This is a genomic window from Microvirga massiliensis, assembly GCF_001006805.1.
GTDB lineage: Bacteria > Pseudomonadota > Alphaproteobacteria > Rhizobiales > Beijerinckiaceae > Microvirga > Microvirga massiliensis.
The window spans coordinates 312,650-338,662 of the sequence record NZ_LN811357.1; the positions used below are offsets into that span (position 1 = coordinate 312,650).

The window sequence follows — 26,013 nt, forward strand, 5'->3', positions numbered from 1 at the left end:
TTGTCGTGTCTGCCGATCGGTCAACCATCCGGGACGGGGTTCGATCCGGAAGACGATCAAAGACCGATGCGCTCTCTCAACTTGCGGACAGCCCCGCCCTTGAGGTCGCGCGCGATGACCCGCGCCGCATTGTGCCCCGGTGCGCCGGTCACGCCGCCGCCGGGATGCGCGCCGGCACCGCAATGATAGAGGCCCGGAAGTGGCCCGCGATAATCGGCGTGGCCAAGCATCGGGCGCGCGGAGAAGAGCTGGTCGAGGGACAGGGCGCCATGGAAGATGTCGCCGCCCGTAAGCCCGAAGACGCGCTCGAGATCGAGCGGGCTCAACACTTGGCGGCCCAATACGCTCGCCTTGAAGCCCGGTGCATAGCGGTCGACCGTCTCGATCATGAGATCCGCGACGGTGTCGCGCACGTCATCCCACGAACGGCCGTCCGGCAGCTCCGGTGCGACGTGCTGACAGAACAGGCTCGCGACATGCCGGCCGGGCGGCGCAAGCGTGTCGTCCAGGGTCGACGGGATGAGCATCTCGACGATCGGCTCACGGCTCCAGCCGAATTGCCGTGCGTCCTGGTAAGCCCGGTCCATATAAGCGAGGCTGGGCGCGAGAATAATCCCGGCCGTGAGGTGATCTCCGGGTCCGGGAAGAGCCGAGAAGTCCGGAAGCCGCGACAGCGCGACATTCATCCGGAAAGTGCCGGAGCCGCAGCGCCAAAGCCTCATGCGGTTGAGAAACGGACCCGGCAGCGCGCCGTCCGAGACGAGCCGCGTATAGAGAAGCTTCGGATTGACGTTCGCGACGACGGCCCGGGCGCGCAGGGCCCGCCCATCCTCCAGTACGACCCCGGTCGCCCGGCCAGCCTCGACGATCACCTCCGCGACTGGCGCATCGACCTCGATCTCGGCGCCGGCGTCGCGTGCGGCGCGTGCCATGGCCTGGGTTATGGCGCCCATGCCCCCGATGGCATGGCCCCAGGCCCCCTTGCGTCCGTTCACCTCGCCGAAGGCGTGATGGAGAAGGACGTAGGCCGTGCCCGGCGTCGCCGGGCTCGCATAGGTGCCGACGACGGCATCGAAGCCGAACAACGCCTTGACGAGCTCGCCTTCGAACCAGCCCTCGAGGTAATCCTGCGCCGAGCGGGTGAAGAGCCAGAGCAGCGAGCGCTGCTCTTCGAGACTCAAACGTCCGAGCCGGCGACCGAGTGCGCCGGCACGCAGGAGTTCCCCAAGACCGCGCAGGCTCATGCCCTCGACGACATTCGGCGGAGCCTCCAGCACGAGCCCGCGCAGCACATCCGCGATCGTGTCGATCTCGCGCGAGAAGGCTTCGTAACGCTCGGCGTCGCGCGTGCTGAGCTTTGCGATCTCCTGCCGTGTCCGTCCTCCTCCAGTGAGCAGATAGCGCCCGTCGGGAGCAGGCAGGAAATTGGCTGCGCGGCGCTCGACGATCCTGAGGCCGTGACGGGCGAGTTCGAGGTCCGCGATGATCTTCGGGTGAAGCAGGCTCACCGTGTAGGACGCGACGGAGTTGCGGAAGCCCGGATGGAACTCCTCCGTGACCGCAGCCCCTCCGACAACCGACCGACGCTCCACGACCTTCACGGACAATCCCGCCCGCGCGAGATAGGCCGCGCAGGTCAGGCCGTTATGCCCGGCCCCGATGATGAGGACATCGTACAAGTCGCTCACGTGTTCTTCCCTGTATGTTGCGAAATGACGAGCTCCTCGCCGAGAAGGCCGCGTGGCCTCACCACGAGGATGGCGGCGAGAAGCACGCCGATCAGCACTACCTGGAGCGTCGCCGCCCGCGCCTGCTCCGCGGCGGGCACGAGATCCCGCAGCAGACCGCCCGCGAGGCTCCAGAGCGCCCAGACCAAGAAGGCGCCGAGGATCGCACCACGGTTGTTGCCAGAACCTCCGACGATCAACATCGTCCAGAGCTGGAAGGTGAGGATCGGCAGAAAATCCTCCGGCGCGATATAGCCCACGAAATGGGCGTAGAGCGCGCCGCCGAGACCCATCACCATGCAGCCGATCACGAAGGATTGCAGGCGGAACAGGAAGGCGCGCTTGCCGAGGGACTCGGCCGCCGTCTCGTCTTCGCGGATCGCGCGAAGCACCCTCCCCCAGGGCGACCGCACGAGACGTTCGAGCGCGACATAGGTCACCGCGAGGATCAGAAGCACGATCGCGAGGTAGACAGCGTTCCAGGCGAAATTATCCTCGATCACGCTCGCCAAGGGCCTCGGGATGAATTGCAGTCCGAACGGGCCACCGGTCAGCACGCGCGCATTGAGCGCCACGAGCTGCAGCGAAACAGCGATCCCGAAGGTCGTGATCGCCAGATAGTCATGGCGAAGGCGCAGGGCCGCGACACCGACGATCAGTGCCGCAAGTCCCGACATCAGGATCGCGCCAATCCAGCCCACGAGAACCGGCAGCCCAAGCCCGCCGAGCTGCTCCGGATAATCCGGCGCGGTCAACAGCGCCGAGGTATAGGCGCCAATCCCGAAAAAGGCCGCAACGCCGACATTGAACAGACCAGTGAATCCCCACTGCAGGTTAAGGCCGAGCACGACGAGTGCGAAGATCGACGCGAAGACGAGGAAGAACGTCCCGTAGGAGAGGATACCGAGAAGATCGGGCATCAGGGCTTCTCGCCGAAGAGGCCGGTCGGCCGCACCAGGAGGATCGCGATCAGCACGAGGAAAGCCGTCGCTGCCCTGTATTCCGCTCCGAACACCGGCACCGAGAAGCTCTCCGCGAGGCCGACGATGAATCCCCCCGCGACGGCGCCATAGACGCTCCCGATCCCGCCGAGGATCGCGGCAGCGAAGAGAGGCAGAAGGAGCTCGAACCCCAGTTGCGGCCGCAACTGCACGGTCAGGCCCGCGAAGACACCGGCCACCGCCGCGAGCACCGCCCCGATGATCCAGGTCGCGCGAACGATCGCATCGATATCGATTCCGGTGACCTGCGCGAGCGCTGGATTCTCCGAGGTCGCCCGCATCGCTCGCCCGAGCGTCGTGCGGCTGAGAAAGAGATGCAGCGCAACCACCGTCACGATGGTCAGGCCCAGAATGAAGATCTGATCCGGCGTGATCCGCAATCCGCCAAGGACATTCCGCGGCACGAGCCGCAACGCGACCTGGATCTCGCGGCTGTAATATTCCGGCACGGGTCCGTAGATGAACTGCAGGAGATTGCGCAGTACGAGAGCTGCTCCGAAACTCGCGATGATCAGCGTGATCGTCGTGCCGTGGCGACGCAGCCTTCGGAACAGAAGCGCGTCGAGCGTAAGCGCCAGCAAGGCCGTCAACACGGCGGCACAGCCGAGCGCGAGCACGAGCGGCCACCCGAATGATAAGGGTCCAATCGGATCGACCGGCCCCGTCACCGCAACGATCCCGCCGAGCGCACTCAAGGCAAAATAGGCGCCCCACGTCAGGTATTCGCCATGGGCGAAGTTGGCGAAGCGAAGAATCGCGTATGTCAGCGTCACGCCGATCGCGCCGAGGGCGATGATCGAGCCGATGATGATACCGTCGGCAAAGAGCTGCAGCATCATGCACGCTCCCGCTGGCGGCCCAGATAGATCGCCGCGACTTGCGGATCGTCCGCGAGCGCATCTGCTTTTTCGACGATGCGCTCGCGTCCTTCGACAAGCACGGCGGCCCGGTCGGCGATCGCCAGAGCCACCTTCACGTTCTGCTCCACGAGCACGATCGTGACGCCCGACTTTCGCACCTCGACGAGCTTGTCGAACACGATTCCAACGAGTTTCGGCGACAGGCCCGCGGAGGGCTCGTCGAGCATCAAGACCTTCGGCGCACCGACGAGAGCCCGTGCGATTGCCACCATCTGACGTTGCCCACCGGACAAGCGGCCGGCCGGAAGATTGCGTTGCCGGGCGAGATCCGGAAAGAGGTCGTAGAGCGCAGAAAGACGCCCGCGGGGCGCCTTCAGGATCGCTGCCGCGAGTTCGAGGTTCTCGGCCACCGTGAGCTTCGCGAAGACGTTCTCGGTCTGGGGAACGAAGCCGAGGCCCTCATGCGGCAACAGGTGAGCCGGCCGGCCAGTGATGTCGCGACCGGTGAGCTCTACGCGACCTGACGAAATCGGCACGAGCCCCGCGACGGCCTTGATGAGCGTCGACTTGCCGGCCCCATTGGGCCCCAGGATCGCGACGATCTCGCCAGTGCCGATGGTGAGCGAAGCGCCGCGCACGATCGGCAGGCCCGGCTCGTAGCCAGCCTCGAGCATCTCGATCGCCAGAGCATCACTCACACAGGCGCTCCGCCGAGATAGGCTTCCACCACGCGCGGATCGGCCTGCACCTCTTCCGCGGTTCCCGTGAGGAGCAATCGCCCCTGCGCCATGACCAGGATGGGCCGGCACAGAGACATGACGAGGTCCATGTTGTGCTCGATGATCAGGAAGGTGATCCCTTGCGCGTTGAGAGCCTCGATGCGCGCGACGATAGTGTCGAGAAGCGCTGGGTTCACGCCGGCGCCGGGCTCATCGAGGAGGATGAGCCGCGGATCGGCCATGAGTACCCGTGCGAGTTCGAGGAGCTTCCGCTGGCCACCGGACAATACCCGTGCGGGCTCCGGCGCAAGATGCGAGAGGCCCACGAAATCGATCCAGTGCCGGGCCTTCTCGACGAGGACACGCTCCTGCGCGGCCACCCCAGCGGGTGTCAACCAGTTCGCCCAGAAGCGCTCGCCGGCCTGTCCGACCGGCGCGAGCATCACGTTCTCGAGCACGGTCATTTCCGGGAACGGTCGCGGGATCTGGAAGGTCCGTGCGAGGCCGCGGCGGAAAATCCGATCCGGCGAGAGGCCGTCGATGCGGCTGCCCTCGAACTCCAGCCGTCCGCTCGTCGGTTTCAGTGCACCTGCGAGACAGTTGAAAAGCGTCGTCTTCCCGGCCCCGTTCGGCCCGATCAGCCCCGTGATCGTCCCGCGTTGGACCGTGAACGACACGCCATCGACGGCAGCATTCGCGCCGAAGGTCTTCGTGATGGCGTGCGCAGTCAGCATTGCTTCGAAACAGGCAGTGGACCGAGGGCTCTGCATGGACGAGGGAGGGACGCCTGTCCACTGCGATGGATTGCCGGGTGGAGATCGGGGTGTATGGTGCCCGGCAACGTGGAGTTGCCCCTTGCAGGACGACAGTTTCGAACTTTACGATCTCCGGGTCGAGGTCGTCGCCCCTGAAGGCGCACGCCTCTATTGCGGCGCGGAGCCCGGCGACTTCTTCGAACTTCGCGGCGAGATGCTCCACCTGCCGCCGGGCCAGGGTATCTCGATCTATTCGCTCGCGGCCGTGCTGCCGCTACTCGCCGCCAAGCAGCGGGAGACTCATCCGAACGACTGGATGTCGACCGACGCCGAGGTCGCCTGCCCGGACCCGAACTGCCCCTCGCGCCTGCGCATCACGCGGATCGGGCGGCGCGTGTTCCGGCACGCGGACGTTACCGCCGTGCCGCTTCAGGAGAAGCGGTAACGTGCAGGTCGAACGCTTCACCCTCGCGCCGGGCTACAAGATCTCCCGCCTGTTGCGCGGCGGCTGGCAGCTCGCCGGCGGCCACGGCGAGATCGATGCAGAGCGCGCGGTCGCCGACATGGCAGCCTTCGTGGATGCCGGCGTAACGACCTTCGACTGCGCCGACATCTATACGGGCGTCGAGGAAATGATCGGCCGGTTCCGCGAGCGTCTCCGGGCCGAACGCGGCGAGGCCGCGCTCGCGAAGCTGAAGGTCCATACCAAGTTCGTGCCCGACTGGGAGGCGCTCCCGCGTGTGGACCGCACCTATGTGCGCGACATCATCGATCGCTCGCTGCAGCGGCTGCGCACCGACCGACTCGATCTCGTGCAGTTCCACTGGTGGGATTACACCGTCCCAGGCGCCGTCGAGACGGCGCTCCACCTCAAGGACTTGCAGCAGGAGGGGAAGATCCACCTCGTCGGCGGGACGAACTTCGACATGCCGCACACGCAATCTCTCCTCGAGGCCGGAGTGCCGCTCGTCTCCATGCAGACGCAGTATTCCCTGCTCGATGTGAGGCCCGAGAACGGGCTGACACAGCTCTGCAGTGAGACCAGGCTGAAGCTCCTCTGCTATGGGACGGTTGCCGGCGGCTTCCTCTCGGAACGCTGGCTCGGGCAGCCGGAGCCGGTCGAGCCCTTCGCCAACCGCTCGCTCGCGAAATACAAGCTGATCATCGACGATTTCGGGGGTTGGGCGCTCTTCCAGGAGCTGCTGCAGGTCCTGCACGGGATCGGGCGGCGGCACGGAGTGAGCATCACGGCGGTCGCGACCCGCTGGACACTCGATCGCCCGCACGTGGCCGGGATCATCATCGGGGCCCGATACGCCGAGCATCTCACGGACAATCTCGCCGTGTTCCGCTTCTCCCTCGATGCCGAGGACCGGGCCGCGATCGACCGGATCCTCGCCCACCGAGCAGGGCCGCTCGGAGACACCTACACTCTCGAGCGGGATCGCACCGGACGTCACGGACGGATCATGCACTACAACCTCAATCAGGCGTGAGGCGGCGACACGCGAATGCATCCGCTCGCCGCGTCCGCCATCCGTGAGGTCCGGGAACTGCACGAATTCTTCGAGGCTTGGCTCGGCGGAAGCGGGCCCTCCGGGGACCTCGCCTTCCGTCGCGTGGAGGCCGCCCTCGCACTGGACTTCACCCTGGTGGCGCCGACCGGACAGCGTCTCTCCCGGTCCGAGCTTATCGGCTGGCTCCGCTCTGCCTATGGAAGCCGCCGCAGCCCGGAGCGCTTCCAAATCACCATCGAGGAGCCGATGGTGATCCGGTGCGAGCCACCGCTCGTCGTCATGTCCTATGTCGAGGTTCAGGGCGGCGCGGAGGTGAGCGCGCGCCGATCGCTCGCTGTGCTGCGCGAGGCTGAAGATGCGCCCTGTGGGGTCCTCTGGATCGCACTGCAGGAGACCTGGACGACCGCATGGACTGGCGCTTCCGCATCCGAACCCTCATAGTCAAGGTTGCGTGGGGAGGAGTACATGGCGGTGGTCGCTGCATGGCGGGGCATCCTGGTCGGGATCGTCGTCGTGTTCGGCGCATGGGTTGTCGCCCCGGTTTTCGCAGCCGAGATCCGCACGATCGATCATGCCGAGCTCGGGATTCCCCTCCTTCAGATAGAAGGCGACATTGCCGAGGGGGATGAGCGGCGGGTTCGAATGGCTCTCATCCTGCTCAAGGGCCGGGTGGCGCCGGATCAGCTCTTCGTTTCGCTTCGCTCTCCCGGAGGTGTCGTCGAGACGGCGATCGCAATTGCGGAGCATCTTCGCCAGAACGGCGTCGGCACCGTGCTCCTTCCCGGCGCGAGCTGCCTGAGCGCCTGCGCGATGATCTTCTTCGGAGGGTATTCAAAGGAGGCCGGGGCCCCGAGGCGCATCGCCTTCGCGGGCTCGCGCCTCGGGGTCCATCGCATGCAATTGCGCGCGAAGCCGCGGAGCGGCAGGAGCCTGATGGCGCGCGATGCTGAACTCGTCGAGACCTATGATCTGCTTCAACAGGATCTCGGGTCGACTCTGGCAGCGCTCGCGCGCATCGAGATGCCCGCCGAAATCCTCGCCCGCATGCTCCAGACTCCGCACGAGAAGATGTCCGTTCTGAGCCCGGCGGAAATGGCAGCCGCCGGCGTGACGACCGTAAACCCCTATCGGGGCGGCTGGCGGAAATCCGGCCTCTTCCTCTCGGATGCCGCGCTTCCGCCCAGGTTACGCGAGGATCAGTCCGCGAAGGCGACTCCTGGAATCCGAAGAACCCAGCCGCTTGGAACGGCGGAAGCGGACATGCGCGAGAGCGTGGCGCTCGTCGAAGGCCTATCCGGCACAGCGCAATACGTGGCCATCCGCTGGACGCGGAGCCTGAGCTGCCTGCAAGCCAGTCCGGAGGACGGGAAGACGCTCGGCGTGAGGATCTGCCTGAACGGTCGGAAAGGAGCCGGCATCAACCTGAGGTTCGACCGCATCGCCATCGGGTTGCACGACAGCCCAAGACCCGATTTCCCCGGACCGCATCGGCTCGAATTCCACGACGGCGCCCGCATCCGTGCCAGCGTCGACGCGACACTTACCCGATCCGACGACGAATCCGCGTCATTCACGGTCCGCTCGGACGAGGAACTGCCGCTGCTCCCGTTCGGCGCCCTCAAACGGCTCGTCCTGGATCTCAAACCGCTCACCATCACCCTGGCTCCACCCGCCGCCCTGGTGGACGCCGCTTGGGGCCCAGGGCTCGCGGCCACGGGAGTGAGGACGCCGTAGTTCGGAGTGACTACTCCGTTGTCGTAAGGCGCAGTCGCCCAGCCTGTTTGCTGATCCACATCGTCATTGCGAGCCGCGGGCGAAATGATTCATCCTGAGGCGGCAGCCTGGATTGCTTCACTTCGTTCGCAATGACGATGAGGGCGTGAGGGAGGGAAGAACACACTCGGAAACGAGAGCAGGCGCTGGATCCTCCACCGTCTTTGCGAGCCGGAGGCGAAGCAATTTACCCGTCGACGGATGCGCTCCTGGATCGCTTCGCTCCACCCTGAACCGAGACAACTCGCATATCGTCATTCTGCAGTGGGAGCCTCGCCTCCACGCCTCACCTTTCGTGAAAGTCCTAATGCAACCGGGTGCTCTACCAAAGTGTAGCAGAGCACTCATCATAGGTTGACCGCTCGAAACCCGCAAAGAACGGCGCCACGCCCAACTTATGATCCGCCCGAAGTGAGGCAACCCAGCTAATCTGCGATCATTCGAAACGGGGAGATTGGGAAATCTCTCCTGCCACGCTCTTCCCCCGACACTCGCACGACGGATGGCGGCCATGCGGGATGCTGCCGCACCGGAGTTAAAGCCCGCCGGAGGGTGAGACGCTTGCCAAAGACGGGCAGAGCCTAAAAACTGAACTGACGGGCGGTTTCGTCCGGAGAAACAAAGCTCCGTCCCGACCAATGACAGGAGCACCAGGGAGAGTTCGGCCGTGCGCCTCGCATCGTTCCTTTCGGCTGCGGCCTTCGCCGCGGCTCTCGCACCGTTTTCTGCTGCCGCGCAGGGCGATTGCCCCCACACCGTCGGAGTGCTGGTCGAGCTCACCGGGCCTGCCGGGCGGTTCGGGCAGGCGGCGGCCAAATCGGTCGAACTGGCTTTCAAGGAAATCAACGAGGCCGGCGGCGTGGCAGGCTGCCCGCTTGCGGTGGATCTGCGCGATTCACAGAGCCAGGGCTCGGTGGCCGTCGATCAGGCCCGGCAGCTCGTCGATCTTCGGCGCGTGCCGGCGATCATCGGCGGAATCATCTCTTCGGTCTCGATCCCGGTCCTGACCTCCGTGACGGCCCCCGCGGGCGTCGTCCAGATCTCGCCTGCTTCCTCCTCCCCCACCCTCACCCGCATCGCGCAGGAAGGCAAGGCGAACGGCGTCTTCTTCCGCACGATCACCTCGGATGCTCTCCAGGGTACGGCCGCAGCCAAATACGCCATGGATCAGGGGCTCAAGAAGCTCGCAATCATTCACGTGAACAACGACTTCGGCGTCAACATGGTGGCCGAGTTCCGCCGCGCTTATGAGGCCCTCGGCGGCGAGATCACGAGCATCACTCCCTACAACCAGGGGCAGGCCTCCTATGCTCCAGAAGCCACGAACGCGCTCGACGGCGATCCGCCGGCCCTTTATCTCGTCGCCTATCCGGGTGACGGCACCACGATCGCGCGAACCTGGATCTCGCAGGGCGGCGCTGCAACGTTCCTCCTCAATGACGGCATGAACAGTGCAGATTTCATCCGAGACGTCGGTCCTCGGAACCTGAATAACGCCTTCGGTACGTCGTCGGGCACGACGCGTACACCGTCGACGGAGCATTTTGCGAATGCCTACGCGGCCATGTCGGGCGGCATCGACCCGAATGCGCCCGCTGCCGATCGCACCTATGATGCAGCAGCGATCCTTGGTCTCGCGATCGCACAAGCCGGCAAGTTCGAGGCGTCTGCGATCCGCGATGCGATGCGCAAGGTGACGGGCAGTGAAGGCGAGGTCGTTTACGCCGGGCCGGACGGCTTCAGAAAGGCGCTGCAATTGATCAAGGAAGGCAAGCCCGTACGCTATGTCGGTGTCATCGGGCCGGTGAGCTTCGACAACTTCGGCGATATTACGGGTCCCTTCCGCCTGTGGCGCATCAAGGACGGCGAGGTCACGACCGTCGGCCAGATGTCGGTCGATGAAGTGAATGCCGTCAAGGCGAAGGCGCAGGCGCGGTAGACATCAGCGCGTCGCACGCTCCTTCCCTCGCCTCGATGGCGGAAATCACGCGTCGCGCACACCCGTGCCCGCGGCGCCGTCCTGCCTGGACGTATGCCACCTTTGGAGTGTCTCATGAAACCTCGGCAGCCTGACCGGGTCGAACTCGCGCCCAGTCTCGAGATCAGCCGCGTCGTCACCGGCCTGTGGCAGGTCGCCGACATGGAGAGGAATGGACGCGTCCTCGATCCCGATCTCGCGGCGGAGCACATGCTGGCCTATGCCCGGGCCGGCTTCGACAGCTTCGACATGGCCGACCATTACGGCAGCGCCGAGATCATCACGGGCCGTCTCCTTGCACGCGCAGACACGGCCACGAGGCCTGTCGCTTTCACGAAATGGTGCCCGGCTCCGGAAGCGATGACGCGCGCGGTCGTTCGGGCCGGAGTCGAGGAGCGGCGTGAGCGTCTCGGCGTGCAATCGATCGATCTCCTGCAGTTCCATTGGTGGACCTTCGAGCATCTCGCTTATATCGACGCCTTCAAGGAGCTCACCGCTCTCCGCAATGAGGGCGTGATCCGTTATATCGGCGTCACGAATGTCGACACGGATCACCTGCGGCTTCTGGTGAAGCACGGATTTCCGATCATCTCGAACCAGGTCTCCTTCTCGCTGCTCGACCGCCGGGCGGCGGAAGACATGAGCGCATTCTGCCTCCAAAGCGGAGTGCGCCTTCTCGCCTATGGCACTCTGCAGGGCGGCTTTCTCACGGACCGCTGGGTCGGCGCCCCGGAGCCGACGACGATCCCGGACTGGAGCAAATCGAAATACAAGCGCTTCATCGACGAGGCAGGAGGCTGGGATGCTCTCCAGGGCATTCTCGCCGCGTGCCGTGAGATCGCAACGAAGCACGGCGTTTCCGTCGCGAATGTCGCCTCGCGCTGGGTTCTCGAGCAGCCGGCCGTCGCGACGATCATCGTGGGCGCTCGCCTCGGCGAGAGCGAGCACCGCGACGACAACCTCGCGCTCTTCTCGTTCGCCCTCGACGCGGAGGATCATGCCCGGATCGATGCGGCGCTCGCGCGCACGAAACGCATTCCCGGCGATTGCGGCGACGAATACCGCCGCCCGCCGTTCCTGACCGCCTCCGGCGATCTCAGCCATCACCTTTCGGGCATCCCGAAATACTTCGAAGCGTCTCCGGTTCCAGGGCGGCCGGGGCGCCAGCGGGTCGACACGGGCAGCGTCTGGGAAGGGATCTGCGGCTACAGCCGCGCCGTTCGCACCGGCAATCGCATCCTCGTCAGCGGCACCACCGCGACCCATGGTTCCGGCGAGGTCATCTGCCCGGGCGATCCCGCCGGGCAGACCGTCTACATTCTCGACAAGATCGCGGCGAGCCTGTCCGCCCTGGGCGGCAGCCTCGACGATGTCGTGCGCACCCGCGTGTATCTGCAGAATGCCGATCATTGGGAACTGGTATCGCGGGTGCATGGGCGCCGCTTCGGAGAAGCGCGCCCCGCCAATACGCTCCTCGAGATCTCACGCCTCATCGGCGATTACCTCGTCGAGATCGAGACCGAGGCCCTAGTGGAATAGCGGTAGCGCCTGGAACCCTCCCCGTGTCCGCCCGTTGGGGCCTCGTCACGGGAGGAAGATCATGGCGCACAACCATCAGCCCACACTTCCTCCGAAATCTCGAGCCTTTGGCCTAGGTTCTGCGATTATCGGAACGGCGGGACTCCTCGCGGGCCTCGCTCTCGCAACGGTCGTCCGGACGCGCCAGGCCGAGCGGCGCAATCCGCCTGAAGGCCGTTTCGTGACGATCGGCGGCATTCGGGTCCATTACCGGGATATCGGGTCGGGCCCGCCGACGCTGATCTTTCACGGAAATGGCGCGACCACCGAGGAGATGACGGCGAGCGGCCTGGTCGAGGAACTTGCCAGCAGCCATCGCGTCATCATCCCCGACCGGCCCGGCTTCGGGTATACGGAGAGGCCGCGCTTCCACCGATGGACGCCGGAAGCCCAGGCGGACCTGTTCCTGCATTTTCTGAATCGACTCGGCATCGAGCGAGCTCTCGTCATCGGACATTCCCTCGGAGCCCAGGTTGCCCTCTCGCTCGCAGTGCTCGCCCCAGACCGCGTCGCTGGGCTCGTGCTCATGTCAGGCTATTACTATCCGACGGCCCGTCCCGACGTTGCGCTCGTGAGCCCCAATGCGGCGCCGATCCTCGGCGATACCATGTGCTATACCGTGAGCCCCCTCGTGGTACACACTCTCCTGCCGGGGCTCTACAAAGCAATCTTTACGCCAGCGCCCGTCACACGTCGGTTCAGACGCAGATTCCCGCACGATCTCGTCCTTCGGCCCGGGCATCTGCACGCCGCGGCATCCGATTCCATGTATCTCATCCCGACAGCGGCTCGCCTGCGCCGGCACTATTCCAGGCTTCGCATCCCGACCGCGATCGTGACCGGGAGCGGTGACCGGATCGTCCACAAGGAGCCGCATGCCCTCAGGCTCGCGGGTGACCTTCCCGATGCGCGCCTCACGATCGTGTCCGGCGCGGGGCACATGGTCCACCACGTTGCGCCGGCCGCCGTGGCTCGCGCCATCGAGGAGATCGCCGCAGCAGCCGGCATGCGCAGGTAGTCACCCCGATGCCGTGGACCGCAGGCAGGCCTATCGGGACCGGTTTTCGATCGAGACATCGACGCACACGATCTCGTGGTCCGAGATCGGTAGGCTGTTCTCGTCGAGGGCGGGGATGACGCGAGGATTGCTGGCGGTGACACCGCGTACGAGCAACCAGTCGAGCTTGCCGTAAGGCGGGTTCGGCTCGTCGAGTGGTCCCGCGCGTTGCGTCGCTGCCGAACGATTGCAGGATGCCCACTCGAAGCCGGCCCTGCGCACATGCGCGAAGAGCGGTTCGAATCGTTCCGGATCGTCGAGAACCGCAGCGAGGCCGGCCGCGTCACGCGGCAGAGCCTTGGTATTGAAGTCTCCTCCGATCACCATTGCGGCATCGGGTGCAAGGTCATCCAACGCTTCGAGCAGGCGTCGCATCTGCATGGCCCGATCGTCCGGATCCGACTGGCTCTCGAGGTGCACGGAGACAACCCAAAGAGGCACTGCCGCTCCTTCGAGCCGCGCCACGATCGCGATGCGCCCGCCGATCCTGTGCTGCCAACCGTTGCGCCCCGCAAACCATCTCCCTGACTCCTCGAGCCGTACGAGTTTCGGATCCGCCAGAGCATGCGCCGAGACGATCGCGTTTCCATGGAAGCTGCCACGGTTGGTCTCACCTGCATGGATGCGCGTTTCATTTTCATCGCCGAGGTCGAGTTCGACGAACTCGACTCCAAATACGTAGCCCTCCTGGTTCGGCGCTGCGAGCGTCTCGACCGTATGCCGGTTGCCGGACCGCGCCATGCCGCCATCGACTTCGCTCAGGAGCGCAATGCTCGCCCCAGCTTGATTGAGCAAGCGGCGCGCTATGTCCGGATATTTCAATCGTTCGCAGTTGAACGCGGCAATCGTCAGGTGACCGGGGACGGGAGCAGGATCCACCGGAGGATGCATTTCCAGCACATGAAGTGCCTCGATGCGTGCCAGGAATCGTGCATGCTCGTCCGCCGACTTCTCGGCGGAGCGCGCCGCCTGCAACACCGATTCGTCGACTTTCGGAATCCGCGATTCCACGCGATCGACTACAGCCCGCATGGTGAGCCTCGCTTCAGTGACAGTGCATGCGCCATGCCAGCGAAATCCGGTGGGCGGCGATATGTTCCGAAAGCCTCCTTCGCTGCATAGTTCAGTGAGCGTGGCAGCGCACTCCTCGAATTCAGAAAACAAAGCGCAGCTGAAAAACACAGCGCTGATCAGCGCGCGATGCCGACACGCTTACTCGCGCGGCCTCTCTCCGATGAGGCAGCACCGCAGCAATTCACTCACGCCGCATTCTCGTCCGAACCCGACGAATCCCCGACGAGGCCATCTACATTGAAGACCTCGAGTGCCTTGGAGATTCCGCGCAGGTGAACCTCGCCGAGGGATGTCGTTCGGGCGGCATCGGCGGACTCGAGGGCGACGCGACGCGTGACGAGGATCTGGCCATCCCGCGCCTCGCTGCAGAGGCGCGCGGCGATGTTGGTGACGGTGCCGATCGCGGCGTAATCGAACCTCCCCTCGAACCCAATCCGCCCGAGCGTCGCATAACCCTGTGCGACCCCGACCCCGAACCCGATCGTGTGCCCTCTCGCTGCAAAGAATCGGGCCAGCTCGGCGCATTTTGCCCGCATCTCGACGGCAAGCGAGACCGCCTTGACGGCCGGCGCCTCGCATGGCAGCGGATCATTGAAGAACACCATCATTCCATCGCCGGTGAACCGCTCCAGCGTACCCTCGGCCTGATGGATGAGAGGACCGAGGGTCGCGTGGTAGCGGCCGAGAAGATCCATGACCTCCTCGGGCTCGGCGCTTTCCGCAAAGCTCGTGAACCCTCGCAGATCACAGAACAGCACCACGATCTCGCGACGATGATGATCGAGGATCGAGGCCTCGTCCCCCTGCTTCAGGAGGAAATCGGCGACCTGGGGAGCCAGGAACCGCTGGAGGCTGCGGGTCCGCTCGAGTTCGGCAACTTGGCGCGTGACGCGGGCTTCGAGATCCCGGTTGAGGATCGCGAGCTCCGCTGCCTGCCGCTCGGCGGTGTCGTAAAGCGCCTTGGTGCGGAGCAGCGAGCGGACACGGGCGGTGAGCGTGGAATGATCGAAGGGTTTCGTGACGTAGTCGTCCGCTCCGGCGTTCAGGCCGTCGACGACGTCGTGCACATCGGCCTTGGCCGTCAGCAGCAGGACGGGGATCGGCCGTGTCGCCGGATCGCCCTTCAGCCGGCGCGTCACTTCGATGCCGTCCATCCCGGGCATCATGATATCGAGGAGGATGAGATCGGGGCTGGCATCCGAGACGATCGCGAGTGCGGCCTCCCCGCCCGTGGCGGTGAGCACCTCGTAGCCCTGCGCTTCGAGCCGCACCCGGACGATGTCGAGGTTCTCGGCTCGGTCATCGACCGCAAGAACAAGGGGCTTGTCTCGCATCCTTCGGCTCTTCCCACATCCGCTGTGCGATGTCACGGGCTGCTGTTCAGGCCACCTGCAAGGAGAGCGCGGATCGTCGCGAGGAGTTCCCGAGGGCTGAACGGTTTTGTCACGTAGTGGTCGCAGCCTGCGCGGCGGGCCTTCTCTTCGTCGCCCGGCAGGGCAAAGGAGGTGACCGCGATGATCGGGACCGCAGCAAGGGTGGCCTCCCCCCGGATCTGGCGCGTCGCCTCGTAGCCGTCGAGCACCGGCAGCTGCAGATCCATGACGATGAGATCAGGCCGGATCGCGCGCGCCTCGGACACGCCTGCCTCGCCATCGGCCGCCTCGACAACCTCGAACCCTGCATGGGTCAGGAGATCGCGCAGGATGGCGCGGTTGTCCGCGGTATCCTCGACGACGAGGATCCTTCCGGATGTCACGCGACCATCTCCCGGCTCCTGCGACCGGCCGGCAGCGTCACTGAGAAGACCGACCCGCGCCCGACCTCGGATGTGACGCTGATCGAGCCCCCGTGCATCTCGATGATCCTTTTCGAGATGGCGAGCCCGAGACCTGTGCCCGACTCGGCGCGCGGGATCGCATTGCTGCCTTGCTGGAAGCTCTCGAAGATCTGCTCGCGCTCGTCCTCCGGGATTCCGATGCCCGTATCCTGAACATCCACGCAGATGCCCGACGCTCCGGCCGCAACACGGATCCGGATCGAGCCGCACTCGGTGAACTTGACGGCATTCCCGACGAGATTCAGGAAAACCTGTGTCAGGCGCCGCTCGTCGCCCTGCACGAGCGGCAGGCAATCCGGGAGTTCCGCGACAAGGGTCAGCCCCTTGCTCTCGGCAAGGCCTTCGGTTGCGGCGAGGACGGCCTGGACAATGTCGCGAATGGAGGTGGGCGCCTCGGCGAGCCCGAGTTCACCTGCCTCGATCTTCGAGAAGTCGAGCACGTCGTTGATGAGCGCGAGGAGGTGCTTGCCGTTCGCTTCGACCCGCATCAGCGGCTCCCTCGCACGCGCCGCGACGTCACCGTAGAGCCCGTCGAGTACCATCTCGGTATAGCCGAGCACGGCGTTCAAGGGTGTTCGCACCTCATGGCTGATGCTGGCCAGAAACTGGGATTTCGCTCGGCTCGCCGCCTCCGCGCGGGCCGTCGCATCGCGCAAGTCATATTCGATCTGCTTGAGCGCCGAGATGTCGAGATAGCTCAGCATCCGGCCACCGTCCGGCAGCGGTATGATGCGAGACTGGATGACCTTGCCGTTGGGCAAAAGGCGCTCGCGCATCGGCTCGGTAGCGTGCCGGATCGCGGCCTCGCGCTCGCCGATATAGATCTCAAAATCCTGCTGCAAGAGAGGATAGAGCCCGTTTTCCCAGCGCCTCCATAGGTCGTCCGCAAGCCGCCGAGGCTCAGTATAGAATTCCGCAGCGATGCCCCAGATTTCGCGATAGGCGCGATTCGTGAGACGGATCCGCAGATCCGCATCGAGAAACAGGACGCCGTAATCGATGGCTTCCAGAAGCGCGGAGAGATCCCGAAGTGCTGCATCCTTGCCGCGATTGGCCTCTTCGAGCTCGTGCTCGCGGCGCTTGATGTCGGTGGTCTCGAAGTAGGTCAGCATGCGCCCGCCATCCGGCAGCGCGATGCACTGGTACTGCACGGTCGTCCCGTTTGCGAGAAAGAGCTCGCGCGGCGGAATACTGCCGGATTTGATCTCCTCAATACGGTCGCGGACGTAGCGGTCCCATTCTGCCGGGGAAACGCTATAGAGGCTCTGGTCCCGGCTTGCCTCCATGTCCTCGCCGAGAGTGCGAGGTCGATCATAGAAGCTGGCTGGCATTTTCCAGATTTCACGGTAGGCGCGGTTTGCAAGCCGGGTCCGGAGCTCGTGGTCGAGAAACAGAATGCCATAATCGATCGTGTTCAGGACGGCGTTCAGATCTCGCACGGCTGCGTCGGTTGCGCGCTTGGCCTCGAGGAGCTGGTGCTCACGCTCCTTCAGATCCGTGATGTCGTTGAAGGCCGTCAGAAGGACGCGCTGCCCCTCCCAATCCGCTGCGACGGCACTCGTCAGGGCCCAGAACAGTCGGCCGTCGCGCCCGCGCATCGGCACCTCGAAATCGCGGACCCGCCCAACCTCGGCGATGATCTCGAGCACTCTCCGGCGGTCGCTCGGAACCGCATAGAAGTCCGGCGCAGGCCTGCCAACGATGCCGTCCACGGGGATCCCGAAGATCTCTGCCGCACGCTGGTTCGCATAAAGAACGATCCCGTCGGCGAGCCGGCTTACGGCCAAGGGGAATGGGGCGACTTCGAGGAAATGGCGCGAGCGCTGCTCGGCAGCCTCAAGGTCCCGCTCCCGCCGAACCTGGTCGGTGACGTCCTGGTAGGTCAGCATCCGGCCGCCGTCCGGCATGGCGACGCACTGATAGCGCAGGATTCGCCCGTCGGCGAGGTTCAGCTCCGTGGGTGCAATGTCGCCCGCGCGGATCGCCTTCAGGCGCATCTCGACATAGGCATCCCACGCCCTGTCCCGAAACGGATAGACGCCGCGCGCTCGGCAGAATTCGAATAGATCGCGTGCATTCGGACAACTTTCGACGAGGCTGGCGGGTACGCCGAAGATCTCCCGATAGGCCCTGTTTCCAAGGCGAACGTTGAGATTGGCGTCGAGGAAGAGGATCCCGTAATCGACCGTGTTCAGCAGAGTGTCGAGTTCGCGGCGTGGATGCAGCATGCCCATGTCCGCTCATGCGCCATCGGTCCGGCCGATGCCGGAGCGGGAAAGAACCCGCCGAGGCACAAGGGCAGCGCCGATCGCGGCCTGGATCGTCATGAGTCGATTGCCGTCCGCGCCGCAGCCATTCGCGGGCACTTTCCTGGCAGCTCTCCCCTGAAAAGCACAGGAAGACAGCACGCTGAGGGAACCACGCCCCCCGAGCAGGCCTTGCACCGAGCCCTGGATGGCGGATGGACAACGAAGCGCATGACTAAGCAATCGGCTAGCTTCGGCAGGACCTTACCAGAGACCTCGTGCGCTCCCAAACAATCATCGGCGAAATGCATCGTCCGCCGCCTTCGATGGCAGGAAGGGATCGGGCAAGGCCCGATATGGATCACCCTCTGGATACGTCGGAACGGCTGCCATGCGCCCCCTTGCTGGCAGCGTCCGTATAGGGTTCACTACGCCACCATGAAAACCATTCTCGTACCCGTCGAGGAACACAGCCTCGTCGACTCGGTTCTGGAGACCGCGCTCCTGCTCGGACGCAGGTTCGACAGCTACATCGAGGGCATCGCGGTCACCTTCGACCTTCCGGTGGTGCTGCCCATCGATATTGCAATAGGTGTGCCGTCTCCCGTGGCCCCGGAGACGCGGCACGAGATGGCTGCGACCTGCCGGAGGCACTTCGAGAGCTTCATGCGCACCGCCGGCATTTCGTCCTCCGCATCGGCGGGAGTGCCGGGATTGTCCTTCGGATGGCGCCAGAAGGACCTCATGGACGATGCCTTCGTGGGATCGTACGGGCGCATCTTCGATATCTGTGTCGTCGGACGCCCGGACGGATCGGCCAACCACCCGCGCGCGTCGACCGTGGAGGCCGCCCTGTTCGAAGCCGGACGGCCGGTCCTGATCGCAGCCCCGAACGTTCCCGAGACGCTCGGCGAGACCGTCGTCATCGCATGGAACAGGAGCACCGAAACGGCGCGCACGGTGGCGGCCGCCATGCCGCTGCTCAAGCGCGCACGCCGGGTGGTCGTTCTGGAACTCGAGGGTTGGGGAGTGGAAGGCCCTGTCGGAGCGGATCTCGCCCGTCTTCTGCGCATGCACGACCTGGCGGTCGAAGCGCGCACCATACCGGATCCGGACAACCGGCCGGGTGAAGCCATCTTGGCCGAAGCAACGGCACTCGGCTGCGATCTCCTCGTGAAAGGCGCCTATACGCAGAGCCGCCTCCGTCAGATGTTCTTCGGTGGGGCAACGAGCCATATCCTCGCCCGGACCACCATTCCGGTCCTCATGGCGCATTGACAGCGCCGCGGCGAGCGGCACAGGGAGAGCGCGCCCGCGTTCCGCGGCCGTCCCTGGCATCAGCTTTCATGAACATGCACACCACTCCGGTGGCAGGCCGCTCTGCGTCGTTCCACGGCATCCTGCTGATGCTGCTGGGCATCCTGCTGTTTTCCATCAATGACGTCATGGGAAAATGGCTCGTGGCGACCTATTCGGTCGGACAGGTGCTCCTGCTCCGCAGCGCCGCGGCCCTGGTGGTGTTGACCGCGGCCATCTGGTACCGAGGCGAGCGGCTCTATTTTCCGTCTGCGCCTGGCCTTTACATTCTGCGGATCGTCTTCTCGACGCTCGAAGTCGCCTGTTTCTACTGGGCGGTCATGTGGCTGCCGCTCGCCGACGTCATGACATGCTACCTCGCAGCCCCGATCTATGTCGCCGCGATCGCGGCCGTCTGGCTGAAGGAGCGGATCGACCTATTACGGGTGTCGGTCATCGCCGTCGGCTTTGTCGGTGTCGTGTTGGCCCTGCGTCCATCATCCGAGACACTGACCCTGCCGGTCACGGTGGCGCTCGTGGGAAGCCTTTGCTTCGCCCTCCTGATGATCACGACGCGGCGGCTCCGCGACACCAGCGGCACGAGCTTGGTGCTCGGGCAGACGCTCGGTGCGCTCGTGTTCGGCGCCATCGCATCGCCCTTCGGCTGGGTTTCCCCGAGTTCTCTCGATTTCGTGCTTCTCTCGCTCCTCGGCCTCATCGCCATGACTGGCCATATCTGCGTCAACCGCTCTCTCCGGCTCGCGCCCGCTTCGGTGGTAGCGCCCTTCCAGTATACCCTCATCGTCTGGGCCATCATTCTCGGTTATCTCGTCTTCGGCGATATCGCGGAACTCTGGACGATCATAGGCGCGGCTGTGATCTGTGGCGCCGGTGTGGCCCTGATCGTCATCGAGCGCCGCGCCAGGCGGGCCATCGCCGCATCTCCACCCTCGCCCGCTCCTTCGGGGCAGCCTTTCCCGTCGGCGGAGACGTGAAGATGGCACTTCCCGCCTGTACCGGCGCGCTCATAGGGTAATGGCCATGACGGTTTTCACAGCCGGCGAGCCCAAATTGATGTAAAGTCATTCCGTCGCGCAACCAGAGGCTGCGCCGCGGTGCTGGGAATGCGTATCCGTCCATTCCTTCAGGGGAGGATACAATGCCGACTTGGCGTCCCGATCCGAGTTTCTACCCTTCGCCACGCATAGCCGAGCAAGGCCCGCCCGAGGCCCTCGCCTACGTCGCCGTGTTCGATCCCGAACGGCAGCGGCCCGACGGCATCGCGGTCGTCGATGTCGATGAGAAGTCGCCGTCCTACGCGCGGATCGTCGGTTCGGTGTCCATGCCCAACACGGGCGACGAGCTCCATCATTTCGGGTGGAACGCGTGCTCGTCCAATCTGTGCCCCAATGCGCCGCACCCGCATGTCGAGCGGCGCTATCTCGTCGTGCCGGGACTGCGTTCGTCGCGGATTCATATCCTCGACACTAAGCCTGATCCGGTAAACCCGAAAGTCGTCAAGGTGATCGAGCCCGAGGAGATCGCGGCAAAGACCGGATATACGCGCCCGCACACGATTCATTGCGGACCCGACGGCATTTACGTCACGGCGTTGGGAAACGCGGAGGGCAACGCGCCGGGCGGCATCTTCATGATCGACCACGAGACCTTCGAGCCGCTCGGCCCGTGGGAGAAGGATCACGGTCCGCAGAAGCTGGCCTACGACGGCTGGTGGCACCTCGGTTACGACACGATGGTGACGAGCGAGTGGGGAACGCCCGACACCTTCGAAAACGGCCTCATTCCTGAGGTGCTGCTCGGATCGCAATATGGCCGACGGCTGCATTTCTGGGATCTCAACAAGCGGACGCATCTCCAGGAGATCGACTTCGGCGAGGAACATCAGCTCGTATTCGAGCTGCGTCCCGCCCATGACCCCACCAAGGCGCACGGCTTCGTGAACTGCGTCATCAGCCTGAAGGATCTCTCGTCCTCGATCTGGACCTGGTATCGCGACGGTGAGCGCTGGGCGGTCAAGAAGGTGATCAGCATACCCGCCGAACCGGCCCATGCCGATGACCTGCCGCCCATGCTCAAGGGCTTCGGCGCGGTGCCGCCCCTCGTCACCGACATCGATCTCTCGATGGACGATCGCTTCCTTTACGTGGCGTGCTGAGGTACGGGAGATCTCCAGCAATACGACGTGTCAGATCCTTTCAATCCGAAGCTGACCGGCAAGGTGCGGATCGGCGGAATCGTCTCGCGGGCGAGCCATCCGGCGGCAAAGAACGGGCATCTCACGGGCGGCCCACAGATGGTCGAGATCAGCCGCGACGGGCGGCGGGTCTACTTCACCAACTCTCTCTACGGCGCCATCGACAAGCAGTTCTATCACAATGGTCTCGAGGGCTGGATGGTGAAGCTCGATGCCGGTCCGGAGGGTGGAATCGAATTCGACCCCGAGTTCTTCATCGAGTGGTCGAAGGGCCATCTCCCGCATCAGGTCAGGCTGCAGGGAGGCGACTGCTCGTCCGATTCCTATTGCTTCCCGTAAGGGCGGCTCCGAGGGGAGGTGATGGAGATCACCGCGGGCAGTTGGGCGCCCTGGCTCGCGGTTGCGGGCCTCGGCGCGTTCCACGGACTCAATCCGGCCATGGGCTGGCTGTTCGCAGTTGCCCTCGGTTTTCAGCGACGGAGCGGCGCTGTCGTTCTGGCCGCCCTCGCCCCGATCGCCCTCGGCCATGCACTGTCGGTCGCGGTCGTCCTGGTTGCAGTCCTCTTTGCCGGTCTGCTCCTGGATCAGCACCTGTTTTCCAGAACGGCCGGCATCATCCTGATCGGCTGGGCCTGCTGGCATGCCGCCTACGGACACCGCCGCCGCGTGCGGATTGGCATGCAGACCGGCCTGCTCGGGCTCGGAATCTGGTCCTTCCTGATGGCGAGCGCCCACGGAGCCGGCTTGATGCTCGTCCCCATCGTTCTACCTCTGTGCCTCTCGCCGGGGTCGGTCGGCGGAGCAGCGCCGGACCAGCCGACCTTGCTGGCTTTCGCAGCCTTGGGCGTGCACACCGGAACGATGCTGATCGTGATCGGAGCGGTCTCCACCCTGGTTTACCGCTGCACGGATCTCGCTTTTCTAAGGCGTGGCTGGATCAACCTGGACCTCGTCTGGAGCGCAGCCCTCATCGTGACGGGAAGCTTGTTGCTCATCCGATGAGCACGCCCGCGACGCCCCGGAACGCCCCTGCGCCCCATACGTTGGGCTGCGTGTTCACATCGGCTCGGAGGCCGCGAATGACGAAGCCCAAGCTGTTATCGATCGTGCTCCTGGGAAGCCTGCTCGCAACGGGCATAGCAGGAAGCGTTTCGGCTCAGCCCTGGGATCGAGATTGGGACCGGGGACGAGGCTGGGATCGTGATTGGGAACGAGACCGCGATTGGGATCGTGACCGGGAGTGGCGTCGCAGAGGGCCTGATCGCGACTGCTACTGGGTCCGTCGGCAATTCAGAGATCGATACGGCGATCTCGTGATCAGGCGCTACCGGGTCTGCGAGGATTAGGCAGAGTTTACGGTAGCCAGGGAGTGGCGGGCAGCGCCCGCCACACGGTCGATGCCAATCCTGGCTACCGGGAGGGAGAAGTCGTGGACGGTGATGCCGGTGCGGTCGAGCCCGAGGACGTGTCCTGCCGCGACCGCACGCGGTCGAACATGGTCAGCGCAGCATCGACACACGTCCGCATCGATTCCCGTTCGTCGCAGACGATGCGCAGCTGCGTGTCGCCGCTGCGGAGAAAGAACCGAGCGCCAGTTGCGCGTCGCCCCTCACCGTCGTCCCACCTGGAGCGATCGCGCCAGTCGTCCGAACGCCGATCGTCAGAGTGCCGATTCCATTCCTTCCTCATCTCACGCCAGTCACCCCGATCGTCGTCATCGCGGTCCCGCGTGGACTGGCTCCACGCCGAAGTCGCGGCGAGAGTGAGTCCGGCTGCAAGCAAGAGTGCCTTTCGCAAGTGAGCCTCCCTGAGCGAAGAGCTGACCAAGGCGCATTCAGGCCCGGGACTGATGCGCCTGAGTGAACTGACCGCAGGGACCTTGGTTCCCGAGCGGAACCGAAGCCCGCGCACGTTGCGCGCTCCCTTCTCGCGGTGCGGAAACTCGGTCTACACTCTGCCCGTGGAGGGTAGACGCCATGAAGGTTCTCGCGCTCGTGACGCAAAAGGGCGGGACCGGGAAAAGCAGTCTCGCCGTTTCGCTCGCGGTTGCTGCAGAGGAGTCGGGTCTGAAGACGTGCATCCTCGACGTAGACCCGCAGGGCACGGCGGCCGAGTGGCGAGCCCGCCGCACGGCGGAGCGTCCCGAGGTCGAGGCGATCAACTGGAGCTTCCTCTCGTCGCGACTCTATACGTTGAAGCGCGAGAGATGCGACCTCATCATCATCGACACGCCCGGTGCGAACAATGCAGCCGCCGAGGCCGCGATGCGCGACGCGACCCTGTGCATCATCCCGGTCCGGCCGAGCGTTGCCGATATCGAGGCCGCAAAGCCGACGATCCGTTACCTGAGCGACCGTGACAAGCCGTTCGCCTTCGTGCTGAACCAATGCCCGGTCGGAGGGCGCACAGCCCGCACCTCGAACGCCTATCGGGCTCTTCAGCTCCTGAGCGCCGTCTCCGACGCGACGCTGGCCAATCGTGCAGACCACATGGACGCGCTTGCAGCAGGCCTCGGCGTGACGGAGCATGCACCCTCGGGCAAGGCGGCCGCGGAGACCCGCGCGCTCCTCTCCTGGCTCCTCGCGCAGCTCGAACGTCCGCAACGCGGGCGGCGTAACGAAGCACCCGCACGCGAGGCGCGCGGGTAAGATACTTCCTGTCCCCTGCCACTTCCGTCATTGCGAACGAAGTGAAGCAATCCAGCAGCGCGGAGGTGGGCAGGCTGGATCGCTTCGCTGCTCTCGCGATGACGGGGTGAAGCGAGGGTAGCCTGCTCCTTCAGGCAAACTTCAGCGCAATGATCCCGGAGACGATCAGGCCGATGGCGCCGAGGCGCATGGCGGTGGCCGGCTCGGCGAAGAGGACGATGCCGAGAATCGCTGTGCCGACGGCTCCTATGCCCGTCCAGACCGCATAGGCGGTCCCGACAGGGAGCGACTTGAGGGCAAGTCCGAGGAGCACCACACTCGCGATCATGCTCGCGGCGGTGAGCAGGGTCGGCACCGGGCGCGTAAAGCCATCGGTATATTTCAACCCGATCGCCCAGCCGATCTCGAGCAGACCCGCGACAAAAAGGATGGTCCAGGCCATGGCAAAACTCCGTCATGGCAGGCCGTCCCGCCGAGTTTTCGGGAAGCGCGGGGTCGTCCCCGCGCAAGGGAGATGGGTTTGGCGTGCGCACTTGGCAAGACAGCTCTGCCGTATTCGGCAGCATTGCCTTCGAGCCACGCCGCACCTGGGACCCTTGGGCATTCGCCAGGCAAGCGGCTCGCGACGTCGGGGCAGAAGTGTCTGCCTGCCTTCCGAGACCTGGCTCTCAATTCCACAGAGCCGTCCGAGGCGGGGGCAAGTATTCGCGCCGAGGTGAAGAGTCAAAACTGATTCGGAACGACTCGCCCGAGAGTCGCGTTTGAGTCGCACGCGGATCAGATCGACTCTGCCGTGGACATTCAAGACTCGCCCCACCAAGTAGTTGTGTTGGAGTATACAATGGCGCCACGGGCGAACTGGAAGGGATACTTGAAGTTGTCCCTGGTTTCCTGCGCAGTGGCGCTGTATCCGGCGACCAGTTCATCGGCGCGGGTGCGGTTCCATACGCTCAACCGCGCCACCGGAAACCGGGTCAAGCGGCAGTTCATCGATTCGGAAACCGGCGAGCCCGTGGAGACCGACGCGCAGGTCAAGGGCTACGAGGTCGGAAAAGGCTCCCACGTCTTCATAGAGGACGAGGAGCTCGAGGCGATCCGCATCGAGAGCAGTCATACGATCGATATCGAAAGCTTCGTTCCACGCGATCAGGTCGATCAGCGCTATCTCGAGAGCCCCTATTATATTGCTCCTGACGACAAGGTCGCGCAGGAGGCATTTGCCGTGATCCGCGATGCCATGCGCGAGAAGGGCCGGGCGGGCGTGGCGCGGCTCGTGATCGCCCGGCGGGAATGGATGGTTCTCCTCGAACCGCTCGGCAAGGGCATCCTCGCGACGCTGCTCCGGTTTCCTTACGAGGTCCGAAGCGAGGACGCGTATTTCGACGACATTCCAGACCTGAAGCTCCCTGCCGAGATGCGGGATCTCGCGGGACACATCATCGACACCAAGGCGGCGGATTTCGATCCTGGCCGTTTCGAGGACCGATATGAGAATGCCGTGATCGAGCTCATCCGCACGAAGCAGGGCGGCAAGGCTCCGAAAGCACGCGAGGCGCCAAGACCCTCGAACGTGGTCAACCTGATGGATGCGCTCCGCCGCAGCATCGATGCCGAGCAGCCGGCTACCGTCGCGAAGAAGACGCCCCCGATGACGAGCACCGGCCGGTCCGCTCGCAAGGCGACGGCATCGAAGAGGAGTCGTGCCGGTATCCGCAAGGCGAGCTGAAGCGGG

23 protein-coding genes and 1 pseudogene are annotated in these 26,013 nt (G+C 64.8%); 14 read left to right on the forward strand and 10 right to left on the reverse strand.

Going from position 1 to position 26,013, the window contains the following annotated elements; all coding sequences use genetic code 11:
• Positions 1-56: 56 nt before the first annotated feature.
• Genes BN1233_RS23775 through BN1233_RS23795 form a run of 5 tightly spaced genes read right to left on the reverse strand, consistent with a single transcriptional unit; the run spans position 57 to position 5,041 of the window.
• A complete protein-coding gene (locus tag BN1233_RS23775; RefSeq protein ID WP_046866063.1) occupies positions 57-1,688 on the reverse strand; it encodes a phytoene desaturase family protein in 1,632 nt (543 codons plus the stop codon).
• Positions 1,685-2,647 (reverse strand): branched-chain amino acid ABC transporter permease, encoded by a 963-nt coding sequence (locus BN1233_RS23780; RefSeq protein ID WP_046866064.1) that lies wholly within the window; start codon positions 2,645-2,647, stop codon positions 1,685-1,687. Before BN1233_RS23780 ends, BN1233_RS23775 begins: the two co-directional genes overlap by 4 nt.
• Entirely contained in the window at positions 2,647-3,567 is a 921-nt protein-coding gene (locus tag BN1233_RS23785; protein WP_046866065.1) for a branched-chain amino acid ABC transporter permease, read from the reverse strand. The genes BN1233_RS23780 and BN1233_RS23785 overlap by 1 nt, the downstream gene beginning before the upstream one ends.
• Entirely contained in the window at positions 3,564-4,286 is a 723-nt protein-coding gene (locus tag BN1233_RS23790; RefSeq protein ID WP_046866066.1) for an ABC transporter ATP-binding protein, read from the reverse strand. The genes BN1233_RS23785 and BN1233_RS23790 overlap by 4 nt, the downstream gene beginning before the upstream one ends.
• A complete protein-coding gene (locus tag BN1233_RS23795; RefSeq protein WP_244470770.1) occupies positions 4,283-5,041 on the reverse strand; it encodes an ABC transporter ATP-binding protein in 759 nt (252 codons plus the stop codon). Before BN1233_RS23795 ends, BN1233_RS23790 begins: the two co-directional genes overlap by 4 nt.
• Positions 5,042-5,162: 121 nt before the next feature.
• On the opposite strand from BN1233_RS23795, the gene BN1233_RS23800 reads away from it, so the two are divergent.
• The 7 genes from BN1233_RS23800 (at position 5,163) to BN1233_RS23830 (ending at position 12,926) form a co-directional block, all read left to right on the forward strand.
• On the forward strand, positions 5,163-5,507 hold the full coding sequence (locus BN1233_RS23800; RefSeq protein WP_046866068.1) for a TIGR04076 family protein: 345 nt from the start codon (positions 5,163-5,165) through the stop codon (positions 5,505-5,507).
• Position 5,508: 1 nt separating this feature from the next.
• Positions 5,509-6,558: an aldo/keto reductase gene (locus tag BN1233_RS23805; RefSeq protein WP_046866069.1), complete on the forward strand. Its 1,050-nt coding sequence runs from the start codon at positions 5,509-5,511 to the stop codon at positions 6,556-6,558.
• A gap of 15 nt (positions 6,559-6,573) precedes the next feature.
• On the forward strand, positions 6,574-7,020 hold the full coding sequence (locus BN1233_RS23810; protein ID WP_046866070.1) for a hypothetical protein: 447 nt from the start codon (positions 6,574-6,576) through the stop codon (positions 7,018-7,020).
• Positions 7,021-7,044: 24 nt separating this feature from the next.
• A complete protein-coding gene (locus BN1233_RS23815) occupies positions 7,045-8,313 on the forward strand; it encodes a COG3904 family protein (RefSeq protein ID WP_046866071.1) in 1,269 nt (422 codons plus the stop codon).
• A gap of 706 nt (positions 8,314-9,019) precedes the next feature.
• A complete protein-coding gene (locus BN1233_RS23820; RefSeq protein ID WP_046866072.1) occupies positions 9,020-10,291 on the forward strand; it encodes an ABC transporter substrate-binding protein in 1,272 nt (423 codons plus the stop codon).
• Between the two features lie 114 nt (positions 10,292-10,405).
• Complete coding sequence (locus BN1233_RS23825) at positions 10,406-11,869, forward strand: aldo/keto reductase (RefSeq protein ID WP_046866073.1); 1,464 nt, start codon at positions 10,406-10,408, stop codon at positions 11,867-11,869.
• Between the two features lie 61 nt (positions 11,870-11,930).
• A complete protein-coding gene (locus BN1233_RS23830) occupies positions 11,931-12,926 on the forward strand; it encodes an alpha/beta fold hydrolase (protein ID WP_046866074.1) in 996 nt (331 codons plus the stop codon).
• 30 nt (positions 12,927-12,956) lie between these two features.
• Here the strand turns inward: BN1233_RS23830 and BN1233_RS23835 are convergent, their stop codons facing one another.
• The 4 genes from BN1233_RS23835 to BN1233_RS23850 all read right to left on the reverse strand — a co-directional run bounded on the left by BN1233_RS23835 (position 12,957) and on the right by BN1233_RS23850 (position 18,104).
• The gene (locus BN1233_RS23835) at positions 12,957-13,997 is read right to left on the reverse strand and encodes an endonuclease/exonuclease/phosphatase family protein (protein ID WP_046866075.1); all 1,041 of its coding nucleotides are present in this window, start codon (positions 13,995-13,997) and stop codon (positions 12,957-12,959) included.
• Between the two features lie 227 nt (positions 13,998-14,224).
• Positions 14,225-15,373: an adenylate/guanylate cyclase domain-containing protein gene (locus BN1233_RS23840; RefSeq protein ID WP_046866076.1), complete on the reverse strand. Its 1,149-nt coding sequence runs from the start codon at positions 15,371-15,373 to the stop codon at positions 14,225-14,227.
• A gap of 32 nt (positions 15,374-15,405) precedes the next feature.
• The gene (locus BN1233_RS23845; protein WP_046866077.1) at positions 15,406-15,795 is read right to left on the reverse strand and encodes a response regulator; all 390 of its coding nucleotides are present in this window, start codon (positions 15,793-15,795) and stop codon (positions 15,406-15,408) included.
• Positions 15,792-18,104: a PAS-domain containing protein gene (locus BN1233_RS23850; protein WP_187144357.1), complete on the reverse strand. Its 2,313-nt coding sequence runs from the start codon at positions 18,102-18,104 to the stop codon at positions 15,792-15,794. The genes BN1233_RS23845 and BN1233_RS23850 overlap by 4 nt, the downstream gene beginning before the upstream one ends.
• Positions 18,105-18,560: 456 nt before the next feature.
• Between BN1233_RS23850 and BN1233_RS23855 the strand changes: the two genes are divergently transcribed.
• From BN1233_RS23855 to BN1233_RS23880, 6 genes and pseudogenes are all read left to right on the forward strand, one after another.
• A complete protein-coding gene (locus BN1233_RS23855) occupies positions 18,561-19,400 on the forward strand; it encodes a universal stress protein (RefSeq protein WP_046866079.1) in 840 nt (279 codons plus the stop codon).
• 68 nt (positions 19,401-19,468) lie between these two features.
• Positions 19,469-20,413, forward strand: a complete 945-nt coding sequence (locus BN1233_RS23860; RefSeq protein ID WP_046866080.1) for a DMT family transporter — start codon at positions 19,469-19,471, stop codon at positions 20,411-20,413.
• A 164-nt stretch (positions 20,414-20,577) separates the two neighbouring features.
• A pseudogene (locus BN1233_RS23865) lies at positions 20,578-21,972 on the forward strand (selenium-binding family protein).
• A 21-nt stretch (positions 21,973-21,993) separates the two neighbouring features.
• Positions 21,994-22,635 (forward strand): hypothetical protein, encoded by a 642-nt coding sequence (locus BN1233_RS23870; RefSeq protein WP_046866081.1) that lies wholly within the window; start codon positions 21,994-21,996, stop codon positions 22,633-22,635.
• Positions 22,636-22,712: 77 nt separating this feature from the next.
• Positions 22,713-22,979: a hypothetical protein gene (locus BN1233_RS47215; RefSeq protein ID WP_147707474.1), complete on the forward strand. Its 267-nt coding sequence runs from the start codon at positions 22,713-22,715 to the stop codon at positions 22,977-22,979.
• Between the two features lie 630 nt (positions 22,980-23,609).
• Positions 23,610-24,281 carry a ParA family protein gene (locus BN1233_RS23880; RefSeq protein WP_046866082.1) on the forward strand — a complete coding sequence of 224 codons (672 nt, stop codon included), beginning with the start codon at positions 23,610-23,612 and terminating at the stop codon, positions 24,279-24,281.
• A 130-nt stretch (positions 24,282-24,411) separates the two neighbouring features.
• Here the strand turns inward: BN1233_RS23880 and sugE are convergent, their stop codons facing one another.
• Positions 24,412-24,723, reverse strand: coding sequence for a quaternary ammonium compound efflux SMR transporter SugE (gene sugE / locus BN1233_RS23885; protein WP_046866083.1), 312 nt, complete (start codon positions 24,721-24,723; stop codon positions 24,412-24,414).
• 399 nt (positions 24,724-25,122) lie between these two features.
• On the opposite strand from sugE, the gene ku reads away from it, so the two are divergent.
• Complete coding sequence (ku, locus tag BN1233_RS23890) at positions 25,123-26,007, forward strand: non-homologous end joining protein Ku (RefSeq protein WP_046866084.1); 885 nt, start codon at positions 25,123-25,125, stop codon at positions 26,005-26,007.
• Positions 26,008-26,013: the final 6 nt, after the last annotated feature.